13 protein-coding genes are annotated in these 20,434 nt (G+C 48.5%); 11 read left to right on the top strand and 2 right to left on the bottom strand.

Annotated elements, in window-relative coordinates; genetic code table 11:
- Position 1 precedes the first annotated feature (1 nt).
- Positions 2 to 406: a winged helix-turn-helix transcriptional regulator gene (locus tag BMW79_RS24270; RefSeq protein WP_089899046.1), complete on the bottom strand. Its 405-nt coding sequence runs from the start codon at positions 404 to 406 to the stop codon at positions 2 to 4.
- A gap of 139 nt (positions 407 to 545) precedes the next feature.
- Here BMW79_RS24270 and BMW79_RS24265 point away from each other — a divergent pair, with 139 nt between their 5' ends.
- The 4 genes from BMW79_RS24265 to BMW79_RS24250 all read left to right on the top strand — a co-directional run bounded on the left by BMW79_RS24265 (position 546) and on the right by BMW79_RS24250 (position 4,824).
- Positions 546 to 935, top strand: coding sequence for a DoxX family protein (locus BMW79_RS24265; RefSeq protein ID WP_089899043.1), 390 nt, complete (start codon positions 546 to 548; stop codon positions 933 to 935).
- A gap of 128 nt (positions 936 to 1,063) precedes the next feature.
- On the top strand, positions 1,064 to 1,585 hold the full coding sequence (locus BMW79_RS24260; protein ID WP_089899039.1) for a hypothetical protein: 522 nt from the start codon (positions 1,064 to 1,066) through the stop codon (positions 1,583 to 1,585).
- Entirely contained in the window at positions 1,585 to 2,937 is a 1,353-nt protein-coding gene (locus BMW79_RS24255; protein ID WP_089899036.1) for a PA14 domain-containing protein, read from the top strand. The genes BMW79_RS24260 and BMW79_RS24255 overlap by 1 nt, the downstream gene beginning before the upstream one ends.
- A gap of 18 nt (positions 2,938 to 2,955) precedes the next feature.
- The gene (locus tag BMW79_RS24250) at positions 2,956 to 4,824 is read left to right on the top strand and encodes a WG repeat-containing protein (RefSeq protein WP_177192313.1); all 1,869 of its coding nucleotides are present in this window, start codon (positions 2,956 to 2,958) and stop codon (positions 4,822 to 4,824) included.
- A 345-nt stretch (positions 4,825 to 5,169) separates the two neighbouring features.
- Here BMW79_RS24250 and BMW79_RS24245 read toward each other — a convergent pair whose 3' ends face one another.
- Positions 5,170 to 7,068 (bottom strand): SPFH domain-containing protein, encoded by a 1,899-nt coding sequence (locus BMW79_RS24245; RefSeq protein WP_089899029.1) that lies wholly within the window; start codon positions 7,066 to 7,068, stop codon positions 5,170 to 5,172.
- A 649-nt stretch (positions 7,069 to 7,717) separates the two neighbouring features.
- On the opposite strand from BMW79_RS24245, the gene BMW79_RS24240 reads away from it, so the two are divergent.
- From BMW79_RS24240 to BMW79_RS24210, 7 genes are all read left to right on the top strand, one after another.
- Entirely contained in the window at positions 7,718 to 8,596 is an 879-nt protein-coding gene (locus BMW79_RS24240) for an ROK family protein (RefSeq protein ID WP_089899025.1), read from the top strand.
- Positions 8,597 to 8,784: 188 nt separating this feature from the next.
- Positions 8,785 to 9,402: an RNA polymerase sigma factor gene (locus BMW79_RS24235; RefSeq protein WP_089899022.1), complete on the top strand. Its 618-nt coding sequence runs from the start codon at positions 8,785 to 8,787 to the stop codon at positions 9,400 to 9,402.
- A 68-nt stretch (positions 9,403 to 9,470) separates the two neighbouring features.
- Entirely contained in the window at positions 9,471 to 10,586 is a 1,116-nt protein-coding gene (locus BMW79_RS24230; RefSeq protein ID WP_089899019.1) for a FecR family protein, read from the top strand.
- 121 nt (positions 10,587 to 10,707) lie between these two features.
- Entirely contained in the window at positions 10,708 to 13,980 is a 3,273-nt protein-coding gene (locus tag BMW79_RS24225) for a TonB-dependent receptor (RefSeq protein ID WP_089899016.1), read from the top strand.
- Between the two features lie 18 nt (positions 13,981 to 13,998).
- Positions 13,999 to 15,597 (top strand): RagB/SusD family nutrient uptake outer membrane protein, encoded by a 1,599-nt coding sequence (locus BMW79_RS24220; RefSeq protein WP_218150429.1) that lies wholly within the window; start codon positions 13,999 to 14,001, stop codon positions 15,595 to 15,597.
- A 166-nt stretch (positions 15,598 to 15,763) separates the two neighbouring features.
- Positions 15,764 to 17,041 carry a Gfo/Idh/MocA family oxidoreductase gene (locus BMW79_RS24215; protein WP_089899013.1) on the top strand — a complete coding sequence of 426 codons (1,278 nt, stop codon included), beginning with the start codon at positions 15,764 to 15,766 and terminating at the stop codon, positions 17,039 to 17,041.
- Positions 17,042 to 17,060: 19 nt separating this feature from the next.
- Positions 17,061 to 20,417, top strand: a complete 3,357-nt coding sequence (locus tag BMW79_RS24210) for a DUF1080 domain-containing protein (protein ID WP_218150428.1) — start codon at positions 17,061 to 17,063, stop codon at positions 20,415 to 20,417.
- The last annotated feature ends 17 nt before the right edge of the window (positions 20,418 to 20,434 follow it).

Raw genomic sequence — 20,434 nt, 5'->3', positions numbered from 1 at the left:
ATTAACCTTTATCTGCCATGGCCGTCAGGGGCTCTTTTTCAGCTGTCCGGCGTGCCATGGTATCCTCGCGGTGCAGGTTCCCCCAATCGGAAATGTGTTGCAGCATACTTTCCATGCTCCATCCAAGAGGCGTAAGTTCATACTCCACACGGGGCGGCACTTCCGGATACACAATCCGTTTTACCAGGTTGTCATTTTCGAGTTCTCTTAATTGCAGTACCAGCACCCTTTCAGAAATGCCGGTAATGGATTTCTTCAATTCGTTGTACCGCATTTTACCATCCAGTAAACGCCACAGGATACTGGGTTTCCAGCGACCGCCGATCAGCGACAGGGTATAGTAAGTACCACAATCACCCCGTAACTGTTTTCCGTTGATAGCATTGGAAGAAGTTTCTTTTCGCATACGCTCGTTTTTTCTTTCTGACCCTAAAGATAAGCAATGCCCTGCTATAGTACAGGATACCGCTATCCTTTTGGTAACCCTGTTCCAGGGCCGGTTATTTAGCGCTAGGTTTGTTTCCTCTTACTTAAATCTATAGACTATGAAAATTGTTGCACTACTGGGCAGAATTTTATTCGCCCTCATCTTTATTTTGTCCGGCATCAGCCATATTACAGGAGCCGGCGTGGATATGACTGCCGCTGCCGGTGTGCCGATGGCAGGTGTGTTGGTGCCGTTAGCCGGTTTGTTATCACTGGCCGGTGGACTGAGTATCCTGCTGGGTTATAAAGTAAAAATCGGCGCCTGGCTGATCGTTATCTTCCTCATCCCGGTATCCGTTGCGCTGCATAATTTCTGGGCAGTGAAAGATCCGATGATGGCACAAATGCACATGGCTATGTTTATGAAGAATGTGTCTATTCTCGGTGGCGCCTTGCTGCTGGCTTACTTTGGAGCAGGTCCTTATAGTATCGATCACCGGAAAGGCTGACCTCCCTTCAGGTGATAAGAAATAACGGATACCTGATGGCTGGTAAAGAATAATCCTTGCCAGAGATTAGGTATCCGTATTTCTTTTTGTATTTTCAGGCTTTAATAACCTGATAGACGATCGATTATATGAAGAAAAAACTGGTACTGTATCTGTTGTTTCCCATTTCTTTTGTTGCCTGCGATAACCCCGCCCCCGAAAAGAAAACGGAGAAAATTCATCTCGAAAAAGTTAACAGCAACACCGATATCCTGGCGGAAAATCCGGAGATCAAGCTGGTAGGAAGCAGAGGCTTCAGCTACGATTTTAATGACGAACGCTTTATGCAGTTCTATGATCTTCCGGTGAAAAATTTGCATATTTCTATTGTGGATGACCAGCAACATATTCAGCGGCTGGCCATGGATTTACCGAAAGATAAAGAAGCCGTGAATACACTCAAAACCCAACTCAATAAAGCGTATGGCCAACCCGGCGAAGATGCCGGTAACGATTTTTCTGCTTTTGAGGAAGGCGATGTATTGGTATGGAAAGGGAAGGACCGCCTGATTGCAATGATTACCAGCAAAGACTTTGCTACCGCTGCCAAAATAGAGAAAGCACCAAAGATTGACATTTTGTTTGTTAAACCAGAAGAAACGAATAACTGATGAATAAATTATACACCGGCGCCCTGCTGGGATTAGCAATAGCCGCCAGCAGCTGTGGCAGCAAAAAGATAAAAATAGAATCGATCAATAACCGGCAGCAACTGGACTCTGTTATCGCACTCCTGCCGAAAACACAGGTAAAAGTAGATTCTATTCCGGTTCGTGTATTGTACATGCACCTGAAAGGAGATTTCACTTTCTACGGACAACCGGTAAAGGAGTTTTCTATCCAGACAAAAGATGAGCAACTACAAGCATGTACTTTTGATATCGAGAAAGGTGCCTCCGATGTACTGCAACAACTGGAGAACGAGAATGGTACCGGTTTTAAAGAGTATTCCAATCCTATTTTAAGCTGGAGTACACTCCCCAAAAAAATACAGTTCAGCGTACAGGATTTTGACGGCGATCTGCTTACCCTTAGTAATAAAGAGAAAGCCGCTATCTCCCTTTATTTTAATAATCCGGTAAACAACCGCATTACCAATATCTACAAAGAAATTCCACCGGTTACCACTACGAATGACTACCAGCTGGAGGTCGATAACAGCGAATGCGGTTACCGGTTATATGTGAATGATTTCTTAGTGATAGATCATGCGGGTGCCCGTACGTTGGGCGTTACGGCAGATATTAATCCCTACCTGGTAAAAGGAAAGCAACAGAAAGTTACCGTAGAGCTGTTGCCTGGTAATGATTACGATGGAAATCCCCGCAACCGGCTTCACCTGGAATCTGTAGTGCATGTAGCGTTGAAGAAATCGAGCAAACGGTCTATGTTTTCATCGGTGGTATTTGATTTCCGTACGCCTAATGCGGATTCTATGGTACGCGAAGATGCCCATTCTTCCAGGTATATCAGGGCTTCTAAGTTTTATGGACAACTAAGCGCTAAAGTAGATCATCCTTTTGAAACGGATGCCGTGCCCTATGAGCTTCCCTGCTACGCAGCAGCAGTTACCGATATCAGGACGATACCCGACGCGAAAGAAAAGATCCTGGCACATTATCGCAAGCTCCAGCAGGCCTATTTGGAAAAAGACTCCCTGCAGCTGGAAAAGTTACTGTATCCACTGGAAAAGAACCTGCAAACCGCCTGGTATTGGAGTAAACCTATAGACGGACAAACACGCTGGACCAATATCATGGACAAAGCCCGTGAAGCCCGGGACGTGAAACTGGAAGAGAACGTGGTGTTATACACTACACCAGACGGACATTTTGCCAAATTACTGCCTGCAGTATACAATAAGAACCCTGCGTTTTACCTGTCTAAGGAAGACGGCTTCTACCCACTGGATTATTATGTGAATATCGATAAAAACGGCGATGTACAATTCGCTATTGATTAACCCTTTAACTATATGACTATGACGTTCGTTAAACCTATGGCCTTTTTTGCCATTGGCATGATGGCATTGAGCGCCTGTAAATCAAAACAATCTTCAGAAGGAGTGCAGGAATTTGTAAAAGAATTTGATGGTAAAACGCTGGAAGAAGCCAGGGGCATACTTCAGAATGAAAGCGACAAGGTAGAAGGCTTCCTTGGTTTTATGAAGAATTTCAAAGAGGAAAAGCCAAAACACTTCAAACCGGAAGAAGAAGAGGTGGGCACACCTTATGTACAGAAAACCGCAGCCGAACTGGAAGACAGATACACCGCGCTTCTTGGTGGGAAGATGGGCTTCCAGCAGGAAATAAAACACCCCAACAGTGTAATTGTTGTTGACGGAGATTTCCGGAACAGCAGTGAGTTTGCTGATGTCGACTTCCCGGATTTCACCACAACGAAAATATTTTTCCATGATGGCAGCTCCCTGGAAAAAAGCTATGCGGTAGATGGCAATAGTGCTATTCCATCTCCCAAAATTATTGACAGCGTAAAAGCAGATGCGGAGTACAGCTATCCTACCAAAGTGGAAAAGCTGACACTCGACAAGCAAAATGACAAGGTAACATTTAAAGGCGCCAGCATCCGTATTGATAAGATGGGAGACAACCGCGTGAGAATTCTCATGGGGAACAAAGCCATGCACGATTACCTGCATGTGGAAGCGCTGAACAAAGATGGCAAACCTCTGGACTATAGCAGCAAAAACAGCGGTGTAAACAATCCGGATGATATGAACCGGTTGCTGGTAGATTTCAGTAAAACGCTGAAATCGCTGATTACCAGAATTGACAAAGGCAGCTTTAAAGACGTGGCAGCCCTGCAGGCTGCTATAAAAAAGGAAATGCCGGATGGTTCTCCTTTTGATGAAGGTGGCCAGGATGGCTATGTAGAAGGGTTCTTCAAAGGTAATGTGGTAAAGGTGAACGTATACCTGGCAGATGACCGCAATAAAGTGAAGAAGCAGTTGACATTGACCAACCTGCATCCCAATTACACGGGCTTACAGATGACGCAGGATGAAAAGACGGAGAACTATGGGTTTAAAGATGCGACTGGCAAGTTTGTGATACCGGCTACCTACAAGAAGTTAGCCCAGCTGAATCCTTTCTTTTTTACTTCGGAAGATTACAATGGTCTGTACTATTACCGCCTCGATACTGCGACGAAAACGCTGGTAAAACTGGATTTCCAGGTAACAGAACTGACGCCGTTGCTGGTGACTGTTGCGAAACCGAATAAAACCAACGCTACCGGCGTAATGGATGCTAATGGTAACCTGGTAATACCTGTATCGTATGATGCGATATACCTTGATCCGCATGAACAGATCATATATGCCAACAAGTCGGAAGAGGATGGTCCGCTGCAGGGCATAAACAGTCTTTATGATTTTGACGGACATCTTATTTCACCGGATGCGTATTACACCAATGGAGAAGTGTATCATGACGGTCTTTTGCGTGTAATGACTAAATCACGTAAACTATCTTTCATAGATAATAAGGGTCGGAAAGCGATTGATCTGACGGCATATCCGGAGGCAGAATCATTTTCAAATGGTCTGGCATTGGTAAGAAATGCGAATAATCAATACGGTTATATGAATACAAAAGGAGTACTGGTTATTCCTTGTACTTATAGATCTGCTTCGTCTTTCAATGAAGGTATTGCGATGGTATCGCGTGCTAACAACGATGTTTGGGAATATGCGTTGATCAATACAAAACAGGAGCTGGTGTTGCCTTTCAGGCAAGCGTCTTCGATGAGTCAGTCGGGAGAAGGCCCTAAGAAAGAATACAGTTTTGATGATAAAAGATACAACGCGAAAGGCGTAGAGATAAAATAAGAAAACGAAGGTATCTTAAAAGTAATGTTGAAAATGCCCCCGGAAAGTCCCTGACTTTTTGGGGGCATTTTTATGGGAGATACCCTCGTTTTTATGGTGGCGTCAGCTAGTGTTTTTTAAGAGCCCAGCCCTAGTTAAGCCCTATCTAAAATATAGTTCAGCGCCATATACCCCGTAACTATAAGAAACCTGTTATCTAAGGGGGAAGTACCCGTTATTTCCTGGTAAATAATGGGTATTGCCGGTACTCACAATGAGGGGATCTATTCTGGCCGTCCGGTTAGTCTTGCCTTTGAACTTTACCCCATCTGCTTCTTTCATAAAGGGTATTATTACTCTGCTTTGTTATCCGCTTCTTTTTTTCTTCGCTACATCTTCGAGCAACTTTAATCCGAGCAATCCGCTGATAGGTCCGTTGGCGCCGTCTCCACCGCTGATGAGTACATCCGGCATGATGCGGATCTGCTGGGCGCCGATGGCTTCCATTACTTTCAGTTGGGTGAAGTTGTTGCCGCCCATGGCTTCCACGGCCAGTTTGTAGGATTCGGCGCTGGACTGTCCGATGGCCAGGATCTTTTCTGCTTCCGCTTTACCGGTGAGGGCAATTTTTTCTGCATCGGCTTTGGCGATCCATTCGGTGCGTTCTGCTTCCGCTTTGGCGAGCAGTCTTACTTTTTCTGCTTCACCACCTGCGAGGAGTTTCATACGGTCGCTTTCCGCATTGGCTTGCAAACGTACGCTGTTGGCGTCACCGGTGGCTTTTTTCACGGAGGCATCTGCATGTCTTTCTGCGATCCACACGCCCTGGTCGGCCTTTACGATTTCTTTCTGCATTTCCGCAATAGCGGTTTCCTTTTCGAGGGTCTGTCGTGTTTCCTGGGCCAGTCTTTCCGTATCGTAAGTAATTTTCTGTTCCTCGGCAATTTTACGGTCCGTCAGTGTCTTCATCAGTGTTTCAGGAGGTACGATGTCACCGATCAGTGTATCCACGCCAAATACGTTGTATTGGTCCAGTACCTGGCCGATATGTTCCTTGGCGGAGGTTTGTCTTTCTTTACGGCTGGTGAGGAAGCTGATCACATCAGATCCCTGGGCGGAGTTACGGAAATAGTTACCGATAGTGGGTTCCAGTACCTGTGTCACGAGGTTACTCATATTACCGAAGCGGGCAATTACTTTGGGTGCTTCGTTGGTGGGGATATGGATGATCTGGGCTACGTCGAGGTTAAAGGTAAAACCATCGCGGCTTCTCACGGTAATAGTAGAGAGGTTTTTATCCAGCTGGTGGGCTTCACTTCTGGCGGAGGCCCAGTTCAGCACCAGGTTGGTGGTGGGTACCAGTTCTACTTTCATGATATAGGGATTGACGGGATACTTACCGGGGCCCAATGGTTCAGCCCATACGCCTTTCGTGCCTTTTGCCACGATATTGCCGTGTTTGAATTCGGCGCCGCTGATGTCTACGCCATCATTTCCCACGAAGGAGATGACTACGCCTACATGTCCGATGGCGATTTCCGTCATTTTCACCATTTCCAGCTTGGCAAACCAGGGGTTGATGAAGTAGGAACCGGCGAGGATCACCTGCTCCTGCAGTCCTTTATAGCCGCCATTTCCGAGGAAGGCGTCTACGTCCTGGAAGTTGTTGTGTTGTTCGATGGTTTTACCTGCGATGGAGCCGGTTTCAATGGCCTTGCCTTCGAGGGTGGTGACGATACCTACCGCATTGTCGGGGATGGAGAGCATGTCGGTGATTTCCACTTCGAACAGGAAGGTGTTGATACGGTATGATCCGGGCGTAATGATGGCGGTTTGCCGTCCTTTGCGGCCGCCGTTCTGCAGGAATGCCACGGCATCCTGGAAGGAATCGCAGGGTACCTTGCGGGCCAGGATGGCGCCTGTTTCCAGTTCGGATCCGTCTTTGGCCAGTACCAGTCCGATTTTACCGGTGGGGATAATGGTAAACGGCTGGAAGGCAACGCTGTATTGCCAGATCCATTTCCAGAAGTAAACACCGGGGGCCAGGGTTTGCGCCTGGAAGCCGGCTTCTCCGTTAGTGGCAAGGATGCGGCCTTCGGGCAATTCCTGTTTGCCGAGCAGGACAAATTTTTTCGTTACCAGGCCGATACGGTCTTCCGGTACGATGACTACGCCAAAGCATATACGAAGAATGACTTTGTACAGAACAAGGCATAGCAGGGGCACGCCAATGAGCAATGCCCATTTGATAACAGTGTTTTCCATTGTTGGGTTGTTGTTAATATGTGGTTAGATAAAGGATACTTCCTGTGGAGGAAGGTTGTTTTTTATAGGCAGATAAAGGATGTTGTTATGTTGTGTGATGATGAAGATATTTTCTTTGATGCTGGTCTTGTCAGCGCAGCCGGAAGCGCCGCCCGGTAAGGCGTGTACTTCTTTTGCATCACGTATGTGATGCGTATGGCAAAGCGGTTGACAGACCTGTCAATTCAATGTTTAAGCCGGGCGTATCTGTTTAGGAAATGGGGGGCGACGTGTTGAAGTTCGTGGCGATATAAGCTATCAGGATGTTGTTGCCGGAGCAATGATCAGATTCCATTGTAGAAATGAATTACGATGTAAAAGTGATAATTATTTTTCATCTGTCAAAATATTTTCAACAGACCGGATAACGGGTATTTTCCGGGAGCTTGCCTTTGTGTCCGTTTGTTATTGCTTATGAATACTTCGTGCTCATTTGATTGAATATTATTGAAAATTTCCCTCTTTTTTTTGATTTTTAGAAAAACGCCCTATATTGGAGCTGTTTCACCATTTTTTACTTAGCTAAAACGATTTTTAGGAGCAAATCAACCAAATAGTTTTTTATATTTGTCTAGCTTAAACGATTTAGCAAACATTCTATCTTGCATTTATGACAAATTCCACGGCGTTAGGAATAGATATTGGCGGCTCTCATATTACCGCAGCATTAGTAGACCTCGGCACACGGTCTATCATAGAAGGTTCATGGAACCGCACCAGGATTAATTCACATGGCGAAGCAGCAGACATCATTGATGGCTGGGCCGCCGTGATCCGCGAAGTATTTACCCATGCCCCGGAAGGCACCCGCCACATCGGCATCGGGATGCCCGGCCCGTTCGATTATGAGAAGGGGATCAGTGGCATGAAGGGACAACATAAATTTGACGCATTATATGGTCTGAATGTGAAAGACATGCTCGCCGCAAAACTGGGCATTGCTCCGGATCACATCCGCTTTATCAACGACGCCGGCTGTTTCCTGCAGGGCGAAGTATTCAGCGGCGCCGGCAGAGGCCATCAATGCGTAATCGGGCTTACACTCGGCACGGGACTGGGTTCTGCTATTTACCGCGATGGTGTGTCCGATGATGCCGGTCGCTGGTGTTCTCCTTTTAAAGACGGCATGGCAGAAGATTATCTCTCCACCCGCTGGTTCGTAAAACGCTACGAAGAAGTAAGCGGTGAAATGGTACCTGACGTAAAAGCATTAGTGGCGCGTATAGGCGTTGACGATAACATTCCCGCACTGTTCCAGGAGTTCGCTACGAACCTGGGTACCTTACTGGGCAATTTTATCCGGGATGAACAACCGGAACTGGTAGTCATTGGTGGCAACATCGCCAATGCATCAGATCTTTTCTTCCCGTTACTGGAAGAGGAACTGAAAAAACAACAGCTGAATGTTCCTATCGTGAAAGCCGCCCTCGGAGAAGCCGCAGCCCTCATCGGCGCAGCCAGCTTATGGCACGCCTTCCAGGAAGCATAACATAACAGCAGCAGGCATATAAAAGCTATTGGTGCTATGACCAAAGCAGGTAATTGAACCGGGTATCCCCATCTCCCGGAAAAGATATCCGCTTTGGTCATAGCACCAGTAGCTTTTTGTATTATGCTTTATCCTTTCTGCTTTTTGCTTTATATTAGGGTCATCAACCACTTCTAAATATTTACTGTTTGAAAGACCGCGTAATTGCAGCTGATAATATTTTGTGGGACCACATTATCCAGGGGGAACAGCAAGCCTACAGCGAGTTGTATGAACTATATGCGGAAATGCTTTACCGCTATGGATTAAGATATATAGAAGATACCGGTACTATAAAAGACTGTATCCAGGATCTTTTCACCGATCTCTATCATTACAGGAAAAACCTGGCGACGAACGTCAATATCCGCTTTTACCTGCTCCGTTCTTTCCGGCGGAAACTACACCTGGCTGTAAAAAAGAGCCTTCCACTCCGTCACACTGCCGGTCCGGAGGATTATTTTTCTATCAACTATCAGCCAGACACCGAAACATTGCTGATTGCGGAAGAACAACAACAGGAAATGCTCCGCCTGCTCGCGCGCGAACTCAACGGATTGCCCGCCCGGCAGAAGGAAGTCCTTTTCCTGAAATTTAATTGCAGCCTTTCCTACGAAGAAGTTGCCGGCATCATGAAAATTAGCGTACCTACCTGCCGTACGCTGGCCTACCGGGCTTTCCGGCAACTACGCACCAACATGGAGAAAGTACCTTTATTGCCATTAATTTTCCTGCTGATGTCCTGGATGTCCCGCGAACATGCCTGAAAAAAAAGTTTCATCCCGGAGTCTATATCCGCTTTGTTTGTTGCTCTTTATAGCAAAGATGCTGCAAGATGCCTGATAAGAAACAACTGAAACTGGAAGACCTGCTGGGAAATGACGGGGAACCACCTGTGCAGAGCGATGATCCTGCGCAACAGCAGCTGGCCGCCGCCGTACAAAAGATGATCACCAGTGCCGGTAACGAAAACTGGGAGTCCGCCGATAAATCCGCATTATGGCAGGAAATTGCCGCAGCACTTGTTCCGCGGCCATTTGTATACCGTTACCTGTTTCTGAAAATAGCTGCTTCCATACTATTCCTGCTTGTTGCAGGCGCCTGGCTGTTCTGGCCCCGGCCACCTCATTCCCTCGTGCAGTTTGCCCGGCAACAACACCTGGATACCTCCGGAGATACAAGGCTGATCCTGGGGCAGCAGCCTGCGGTAGTGATCAAAGGAAAAAATTCATCATTGGTGTACGGAGGCCACAACATCACGATTAATGCAGACAGTACTACCGTATCATCCGCCCCCTATAACACCCTGCAGGTGCCCTACGGCCGCCGGGCCAGACTGCAACTGGATGATGGTACCGTTGTATTGCTCAATGCCGGCTCAAAGTTAGTATACCCGGCCACTTTTGCTGACAACAAACGGGAGGTATATCTGGAAGGAGAGGCCTTTTTTGAAATAGCACCCAAAGCGGAAGCGCCCTTTTTCGTATATGCTTCACGGATGGAAACAGAAGTGCTGGGAACTTCCTTTAACATCAGCGCCTATACAGATGATACCCGGCAAAGCCTCGTACTGGCCTCAGGAAGTGTGCGTATGCGTCTCCCTTCACAACACCTTTTCGGGAAACGCTTCCGGCAATTACAGCCCCATGAAATGGCGATTGTGAGCAACGAAGAACTAACAGTCAATAAAGTAGACATAACGCCCTATACGGCCTGGAAAGACGGCCGCCTGCTGTTTTACAGCACGCCACTAAAAGAGATCCTGAAAAAATTAACGCGATACTATAACATACAACTGGACCTGGCGTCCACACAACCCGGATTGGAAACCTGTTCCGGCGACTTTGACCTGGATGATGATCTGAACAATGTACTCGATGTGATCTGCGCTACCAACTCGCTGCGTTATGAGCGCCAGGGAACGCATATCGTACTGAAAGAGAAAGACTGATTACCATACATATCACCAAAAAAAAACCGGAAGATGGTGGAACATCTTCCGGTGGCACTACCCCGCCGGAAGCGGGGACAGGTTTGTCTTTTTGTTTAACGAAAAAAACTGAAGTGAAGTTATGAAAAAAATCTATGCACCATGGCGTATACCGCCAGGACATCCTTTTGCCATTAAACTCCTGAGAACAATGAAACTGACTATCCTTTTGCTGGTCACCGCGATCCTTGGGGTTTCTGCCACCGGCAGATCGCAGGATGAACACCTCAACATCCGGCTGCACCAGGGAACGCTGCCCCAGTTGTTCAGCCAGATCCAGTCGCAGAGCCGCTGGCGCATCTTTTATAAAGATGAACTGGTGAACAGGGAACAACCGCTGACACTGGAACTACAGGATAAAAAAATCCGGGAAGTACTGGACAAAGCTTTGCTGAACACAGGCCTGAGCTATCGTATCATGCGCAACCAGGTGGCCATTATTCCCAGAGAGAAGGTGCAGGCCCCGCTGCCATCGCAGCCTGTGAATCCAACAGAGGATAGTACTTATCTTATACGCGGACGGGTATACGATACCCACGAACCACCGCAGGCACTACCGGGTGTGACTATACGTGTAAAGGACAATAACAGCCAGGGGACTACCACAGATGCCGATGGTTATTTTACCTTTCACGCAAAAAAGAATGCTGTGCTGGTGTTCAGCCAGATGGGATACATTGCACAGGAATTCACCATTATCCGTAGCCATAATGCACTGAACATTTCTCTCAAAGAAAATGTAGCCGCCCTCGATGAAGTAGTGGTAGTGGGACTTTCGGAGCAGCAACGCAAACATATTGCCAGCTCGATCAGCGCGGTGAATATAGCACAGCAAACAAACGGGAAACCCATTACGGCGCTGTCGCAGGCCCTGCAGGGCGGCGTTACAGGCATACAGGTAACCCAGAACTCCGGTTTGCCTGGTGGCGATGCCGCCGTCATCAAGATCAGGGGAATCAGCACCACCAATGCCTCCAACCCATTAGTAATGGTAGACGGTGTTCCTATGGATATGGACTACATCGATCCCGTAACGGTGGAAAGTGTAACTATCCTGAAAGACGCCGCTGCTGCTGCGGTATATGGCGCCCGCGCCGCCAACGGCGTGATCCTCGTGACCACCAAACGTGGTGTGGCCGGTCGTGTGGCCGTTACCTACGACGGCTACTATGGTATCCAGTCTCCGTCGGCCATGCCGGCCCTGGTGGAAGCGCCGCAATACATGCGCATGTTTAACGAAGCCCAGGTAAATGCCGGGAATGCGCCGTTTTACTCCGAAAAAGATATTCAGCATACCGAAGCCGGAGATGATCCGGTAAAATATCCGAATACCGACTGGCAGAAGGAAATCCTCAACCGCGCCGCACCTATTACCAGTCACTCGCTGGGTGTGAGCGGTGGTAACAGTCTCGCGCGGTTTGCGCTTACTGCCAATTACCAGAACCAACAGGGAATGATCCCGTTAAATCATTCCAATAAATATAATATCCGCGCCAATACTTCTATTACGCTCAATAAAAAGTTCCTGGTGTACATGGATATGCTGGCCATCAAAAGAAATACTTTTTACCCCAACCGTCCCAACGGCAATGATGGTAACCGTATCCTGGAAGATATCTTCCGGGTACCGCCTACCATTCTCCCTAAATATCCTGCAAAAGACGGCGCACCGCAGATGTACGGACGTTATGTGGATATTGTGAACCCTGTTGCCTATGCCGAACATGGCGGTAAAGCCCTGAATGAATACGGGCAGTCGAGCATCAATCTGCAACCGAAGTGGGAAGTATTGCCAGGACTGAATCTCCGCGGACAATTCAGCTTTCGCCTCAACAGTGATGTGTACCGCACTACCCGCGATAATTATTACTTTTTTGACTACTTCAGCGGTAAACTGGTACAGACCTGGGGCGTAGACAGGGGCGCCAGCATGGGACGTACCACCTATTACTATGCGGGCGTTACCGCCGATTACACCTATGATCTGAAAGATCATCACTTTTATGTAATGGGGGGGTACTCACAGGAAGAGAGTAACAGCGATTACTGGGATGTAAGATCGTTGTTGTCATTTTACGGGAAAGTAAACTACTCCTATAAGGATAAATACCTGCTGGAAGGCGCGCTCCGCACAGATGGTTCTTCCCGCTTCGGCCCCGGTCATAAGTACGGAACATTCCCCTCGGTGGCATTGGGCTGGAATGTGCATAAAGAAAACTTTATGGCGTCCGCATCTTTCATTAACAATATGAAAATAAGGGCTTCCTATGGCCGCCTTGGGAACGAAAATATAGATCCATACCAGTATCAGAATATGATCAGTGCTTCCGATGGTGTAGAATCGGTATTTGGCAATCCTGATATCACCTGGGAAACAGTAGATATGCTGGACCTGGGACTGGACCTGGCATTATTCCAGAGCAAGCTGGAGCTGACATTCGATTTCTATAACAAAACAACCAACGGCATCATCCTGTGGCCACCGGTATCTTATGTTGGCGGTATGGGTATTCCGCCTGTGAATGCCGGCCGCTTAAGGAATAAAGGGCTGGAGTTGTCACTGAACTATAACAGTCGCATAGGAAAAGATATCACCTTATCGGTGCGTCCCGGTATTTCGTATAACAACAATACTTTCCTGACCGTAAAAGGAGGGCCTTATATCAGTGGAAAAACGATTAATAAAGAAGGCTATGCGCTCAACAGTTTATATGGATATAAAACAAACGGGCTTTTACAGGCAGCCGATTTCAAACCGGATGGAACACCACTGGTACCCGTTATTGCCAATGAAAAGCCCGGTGATATCCGGTATGTGGATCAGAATGGCGATGGACTGATTGATGGGAACGATCAGACGGTGATCGGCAATCCAACGCCCCGTGCAGACTTCTTTGCCAATTTCAGGGTAACCTATAAAAAATGGGAACTGGAAATGTTGCTGCAGGGAGTCAGTAAATGTGATGCGGTGTTGAGCGGCATGCTGGCCTATCCGCTGGATATGTCGTTTGATGGTGGCGTGCCTACCCGCTACTATGCAGATAACTACTGGACGCCGCAACGCACAGACGCCCGCTTTCCAAGACTCACCACTACGCCCGATATCAATAAACTGTCGTCTGATTTCTGGATCCAGAACGGGGCTTATGTCCGTGTAAAATATATCCAGCTGGGTTATAATTTCAGCGGAGTGGCCTTAAAACGTGTAGGCGTTAACGGTGCCAGGGTATATCTGAATGCACAGAATCCATTTGTTTTTACCACCATGAAACTGGTAGATCCTGAAAGCCAGGGAAACCAGTGGACGTATGGCATTATGAAAATGTATACCGCAGGCGTAAGTATCCAACTATAATCACTCAACCTTTTTAAGATGAACATGAAATTCACTATTATATTGATGATGGGCCTGGTATTGTTATCTGCACCGGGTTGTAAGAAATTTCTCACGCACGATAACCCTTCCGGTGTAACGGATGCAGAGTGGTGGAAAACGGAAAGTCATGCCTATGGTGCATTGAATTCTATCTATGCGGGTGTTCCTGCGGGATCTAACGGAAGAAATGTGATGTTCTGGTCGGGCCTGAGTGATGAAGCGGTGTGCCGGGGCGATTTCCGGGGTAATTATGACATTTATACCCGTGGCCTGCAAAACCCTACCTGGGATGTGGCGGAATGGATCTGGCGGGATGATTATATAGATGTAAGGCGGGCATGCCGCTTCCTGGAAAACGTAGATAAATGTTTTATGGATGATGCGCTGCGTACCCGTATGAAGTATGAAGCACGGGCGTTGCGGGCTTTTTATCACATGGAGATCATGTTATTTTTCGGCGATATTCCGATTGTAACGAAGTCGCTCACACCATTGGAGAATCACCTGAAAAGAGATCCTTCTGAGAAAGTATATGAATTTATACTAAGCGAATTGCAGACCTGCGCAGAGAATCTGCCGGCGGAATATGACAGCGATGAAACCTGGCGGATTTCATCGGGCGCCTGTAACGCGCTGATCGTCCGGCTAGGACTCTTTTTTCATCATTATGAGGTGGTCAGGGATGCCGCAGCAAAGGTGATTGGTTCCGGTGTGTATAAATTATACCGCAGTGAAAAGGCGGGCGCCAACAGTTATGCGGAGTTGTTCAGTTATACAGGAGAGTTAAATAAAGAAAGGATATTTTTTAAAAGAGATGGATGTAACAATGCCTGGACCACGTTTGCGCCGTACAGTATTGGCGGGGAAACGTATGTATCGCCCACTGCGCAGGTGGTAGATAATTTTGAGACGAAGCAGGGGAAAACGCCTGCGGAGTTAGGGCCGGATTCTGTGGCTGTTTACCGTAAGGATCCTAACTATAAGAATAACCGGGATCCACGATTAGTGGCATCCTTGCTGTATCCAGGGCAGTCGTTTATAGATGCCGGTTATATCCTTTCTCCTTTCGATAATGCTACCGCCAATACGGATAAGATAGGTGTGCAGAAGTCTACCGCCACAGGCTACTGGATTCGGAAATACCTGGATCCGCGCGACCGGCAGGGCAGGACCGGCTCGCTGGATTTTATGTATATCCGTTACAGTGAGGTGCTGTTATCTTATGTTGAGGCGCTGGTGGAGCTGGGCGACTGGCAGAATCCACAGGTAATACCATATCTCAACGATATCCGTACCCGCGCCGGTATGCCGGTAGTAGATCAGCAACGCTATAACAGTGCAGCATTACTGCGGCAGCTGGTACGGCGGGAAAGGCAGTCGGAGCTTGCCTTTGAAGGCCAGCGTTATTTTGATATCCGGAGATGGGGAATCGTGAAGCAGGTGATGAACGGGCAGGTTTTCGGGGCTACCAATCCGCTGACAGGAGAGACCGTGAAGGTGCAGGACAGATCATATACGGATCGTGATTATCTTTGGCCGGTACCTGAAAAAGAGACCTTGTCGAACCCTGAAATGGTGCAAAATCCGGGATATTGATTTTTTACCGCTTATCAAATTTTGTGGATGGTACTTGCATATCCCGCGACTGGATTATATCTTACCATTCAGTGAACCAGGATCGACCAAAGACAGTGAAAATATCATCATACAGTGAACTAATACTATCAAACCTTACAACTCTGGCATTCAATTAAACTGAAATATGGCGAAACAAAACAGCGATTCAAGGCGGGCATTTCTCAAAAATTCCCTGGGAGCGCTTGCTGCATTTACTATTGTGCCCAGGCACGTGCTGGGCCGGGGTTACCTGGCGCCGAGCGACCAGCTGACCAAAGCCATAATCGGCACCGGTGGCATGGGACGTGGCCATTTTGGCTATGCCGGTACCCGTGTGGTGGCACTCTGCGACGTAGACCGCAGTCACCTGCAACTGGCGATGGACCAGCTGGGAGATAAAAGTAAAGGCGTGAAAACCTTTTCTGATTACCGTGAAGTGATCACCTTACCTGAAGTGGACATTGTACATGTGGCCACACCACCGCACTGGCATGGTATTATAGCAGCAGATGCTGCACGTGCCGGGAAAGACATCTGGTGTGAAAAGCCCATGACAGCTACCATTGGCGAAGGCAAGCGCCTGGTAGAAGCCGTGCAGCAGCACGGAAGAATTTTCCGCCTGAATACCTGGTTCCGCTTTGAAGATCGTTTTTATGGAATGGGCACTACCGTGAAACCTATCAAGAAACTGGTAGACAGCGGGTTGCTCGGCTGGCCGCTGAAAGTGACCGTCAGCAAGCATACCGGCTTCGACTGGAAATTTTACTGGGTAGGTAAAACCAACCTGGACCCGATGCCGGTTCCAAAAGAACTGGATTATGATATGTGGCTGGGGCCTGCGCCTTATCGTCCGTATAACCCACACCGTGTGCACCAGACCTTCCGTGGTTACTGGGATTATGATGGTGGTGGTTTGGGAGATATGGGCCAGCATTACCTGGATCCTATCCAGTACTTCCTGGGTAAAGATGATACCAGTCCGGTGAGCGTGGAAGTAGACGCGCCGCAGCAACACCCGGATGCGGTAGGCACCTGGAGAAGAATTACGTATACCTACGCAGATGGTTGCCAGATTATCCTTGATGGCGATGGCGCCGATGAAAAGGCTGCTTACATTGAAGGCCCCAAAGGTAAACTGTACCCGGGTTTCCGTTCAGACATCCCCGATCTTGAAAAGAAACTGGCTGCCTTCCCGGATCCTGCGCCACAGCAAATTGACTTTGTGGATGCCGTCAAGAACCGCCGCAAATTCGCTCTGAACGAAGAAAATGGTCATCGTTCCGCTACACTGGTGAACATGGGTAAGATTGCCCTGCGACTAAACCGCTCGTTGAAATTCGATCCGGTAAAACAGGAATTTATTGATGATGCAGGCGCCAATGCCCTCATTTATCAGCCTATGCGCGGACCCTGGACCATCTAAACCATCAAGTAAACGAATTATGAAAAAGATACAATACTTACTCATTGCACTACTGGTTGGCTGGAGTAGCCTGGCGTCTGCACAAGGCCCATCAGATCAGCGTGCATTCCATACAAAAATAGCCGATGTGCTGGCGTTGCTGCCTGCTCCCAATAAAACGCAGTTTAACACCCATATGGAGGCGATTGCGGCGTTAGGGGAGGATGGTCTCACCACCATTGCAGGAATGCTGGCGGCACCTGGAAAGGGCAACAATACACAGCTGGAGTATGCCATTGCAGGATACGCCTATTATGTAACACAACCTGGAAAGGAAGCAGCCCGCAAACAGGCGTCTGCAGCGTTGAGCAAAGCATTGGCCAAAGCGGCTGATCCGGAAAATAAATTCTTCCTGATCACGCAGCTGGAAACCCTCGCTGAGAATGATGCCGTGCCTGCGTTACAGCCTTATCTGGCAGATCAACGCCTCTGCGATCCTGCCGCCCGTACCCTGGTAAAAATCAATACACCAGCTGCACAGCAGGCATTACTGGCCGCCTTATCTTCCGCTACTGATGCTAATCGCATCACACTTACAGAAGCGTTGGGAGATAGCCGTTATACCGCTGCTGCATCTGCCATTGCGCCATTGGCTACCAATGCAGATCCTAAGCTCGCCAAAGTTGCCCTTTACGCCCTGGCACAGATCGGCGCGCCCGCCTCTGCACCCGTACTGGCCGCCGCTGCTGCTAAAAGTGGTTATACCTACGACGTAACGGATGCCACCGCGTCTTACCTGTACTATGCCGCTCAACTCAGTGATAAAACTGCCGCAGATAAAATAGCAGAGAACTTATTGAAACAGGCTAAAACAGATGCGCAGGTGCATACGCGCACCGCTGCACTGAAACTGCTGACCGCCATCCGTGGTGAGAAAGCAATGCCGCTCCTGTTAGCCGCTGCAGATGACAAAAATCGCGAATACCGTGATGCTGCCCTGAAATTTGCGGGACAGTATCAGCTGGCCGCAAACGCCGGCTGGTTAAAAAAACTCACCGGTGCTGATAATGCCGGTAAAGCCGCTGTTATCGGTATGCTGGGAGATAATAAAGTAGCCGCTGCGCTACCTGCACTCCAGAAGCTGCTGGCAAGCAAAAATGCAGATGTAAAATCCGCCGCTATCAAAGCGGCTGGTGCCATCGGTGGCGCTGCTGCATTACCTTCCCTGCTGCCCATCATGAAAACCGGCGACGCTGCCACTGTGGAAGCAGTAAAGCAGGCATTGCTGATCATGCCGGGCGAAGAAGTAGCTGCACAATCTGGTGCGGCCCTGGCTACCATGCCTGCGTCTGCACAAACAGCCTTACTAACAGTACTGGCCGCACGTAAAGCAGATAGCCGCGTAAATGACGTATTACCATTAACCGCCAGCACCAATGCTGATACCCGCAGTGCGGCCATCAGTGCGCTGAAAGATGTGGCTACCAAAGCCAATCTCCCTGCACTGTTTACCTTACTGAATAATACCGGCAATGCCACAGATATTGCCAATATTCAGGCAGCACTGATCAGCGCCGGCGCTACCAGCGCAGATGTACTGGCACAGATGAAGTCCGGTTCTGCGGAGCAGCAGTCCCGCTATCTCCCTGTACTGGCAGGCATTGGCGATAAATCAGCGCTGTCGCCTGTATTGTCCTCCTTTGCTAACGGCGACGCCAACACGAAGAAAGAGGCCGTGAAGGCATTGTCTTCCTGGAAAGATATCGCTGCTGCACCTGCTTTACTGAAAATAGCCCGCGACAACGCAGACTACCGCGACTATGCCCTGGCTGGTTACGTAGGACTGACCCGTCGCTCCGGCTTCCCGGCCGACCAGCAATTGCTGATGTTCCGCAACGCTATGGAACTCTCGCCTTCAGCTTCGGTACAGCAGAAGATCCTGGAAGGCGTAGAGCGTTGTAAAACACTACCCGCTTTATTGTTTGCCGGTAACTACCTCGACAATACCGCCGTACAACAGGCTGCCGCCAATGCGGTGATGAATATCGCCCTGGCAGATAAAAGCTATAACGGACCGATTGTACGTTCCCTCCTGGAGAAAACATCCACCGTATTAAAAGGCGGCGACGCGGATTATCAGCGCCAGTCGATCCGTAAGTACCTGGCAGAAATGCCTGCCGGCGACGGATTCGTACCCATGTTCAATGGCAAAGACCTCAGCGGCTGGAAAGGCCTCGTGGAAAACCCGGTAGCCCGTGGTAAAATGGATGCCAAAGCACTCGCCAAAGCACAGGACAAAGCCAACGACAATATGCGCAAAGGCTGGTCTGCCAAAGACGGCCTGCTGGTATTCGGCGGTAGCGGAGATAATCTCTGTACCGAAAAGAAATACGGCGACTTTGAAATGCTGGTTGATTGGAAGATCACTTCACAGGGCGACGCGGGTATTTATCTCCGTGGTTCCCCGCAGGTGCAGATCTGGGACACTTCCCGCATAGATGTGGGCGCACAGGTAGGTTCCGGTGGTTTGTACAACAACCAGCAGCATGAAAGCAAACCCCTGAAACTGGCCGATAACGCCATCGGAGAATGGAACCATTTCCGCATCCTTATGCAGGGCGACCGCGTAACGGTGTACCTCAACGGAGAACTGGTAACCGATAACACGATCCTGGAAAACTACTGGGACCGTGGTTTACCCATCTTCCCGGAAGAACAGATAGAACTGCAGGCACATGGCACTTACGTGGCTTACCGTGATCTGTATATCCGTGAAATTCCACGCCCTAAGCCTTATGTGCTGAGCGATGAAGAAAAGAAAGCAGGTTATAAACTGCTGTTCGACGGTACCAACATGCACGCATGGACCGGCAACACCAAAGACTATGTCATCGATAACGGCGACCTGGTAATTTATCCTACCAATGGTGGTCACGGTAATCTCTATACGAAAGATGAATATAAAAACTTCTCTTTCCGTTTTGATTTCCAGCTGACACCCGGCGCTAACAATGGTCTTGGTATCCGTGCTCCATTAGAAGGCGACGCAGCCTATGAAGGCATGGAATTACAGATCCTGGATAACGAAGCAGATATCTATAAAGACCTGCACGTTTACCAGTACCATGGTTCCGTGTATGGTGTGATCCCCGCCAAACGTGGTTTCCTGAAACCCGTAGGAGAGTGGAATACCGAAGAAGCCATCGTAAATGGCACACACATAAAAGTCATTCTGAATGGCACTGTGATCCTGGACGGCGATATCGCCGATGCCCGTAAGAACGGCACCCTGGATCATAAAAGTCATCCCGGCCTCAACAGGGAAACCGGTCATATCGGTTTCCTCGGACACGGATCTATTGTCCGTTTCAGAAATATCCGGGTGAAAACATTGTAGTTTTTTTTGTAGATAAG

Source organism: Chitinophaga arvensicola (assembly GCF_900110835.1).
In the GTDB taxonomy this organism is placed as follows: Bacteria; Bacteroidota; Bacteroidia; order Chitinophagales; family Chitinophagaceae; genus Chitinophaga; species Chitinophaga arvensicola.
This window is presented reverse-complemented; position numbering and strand designations above follow the sequence as displayed.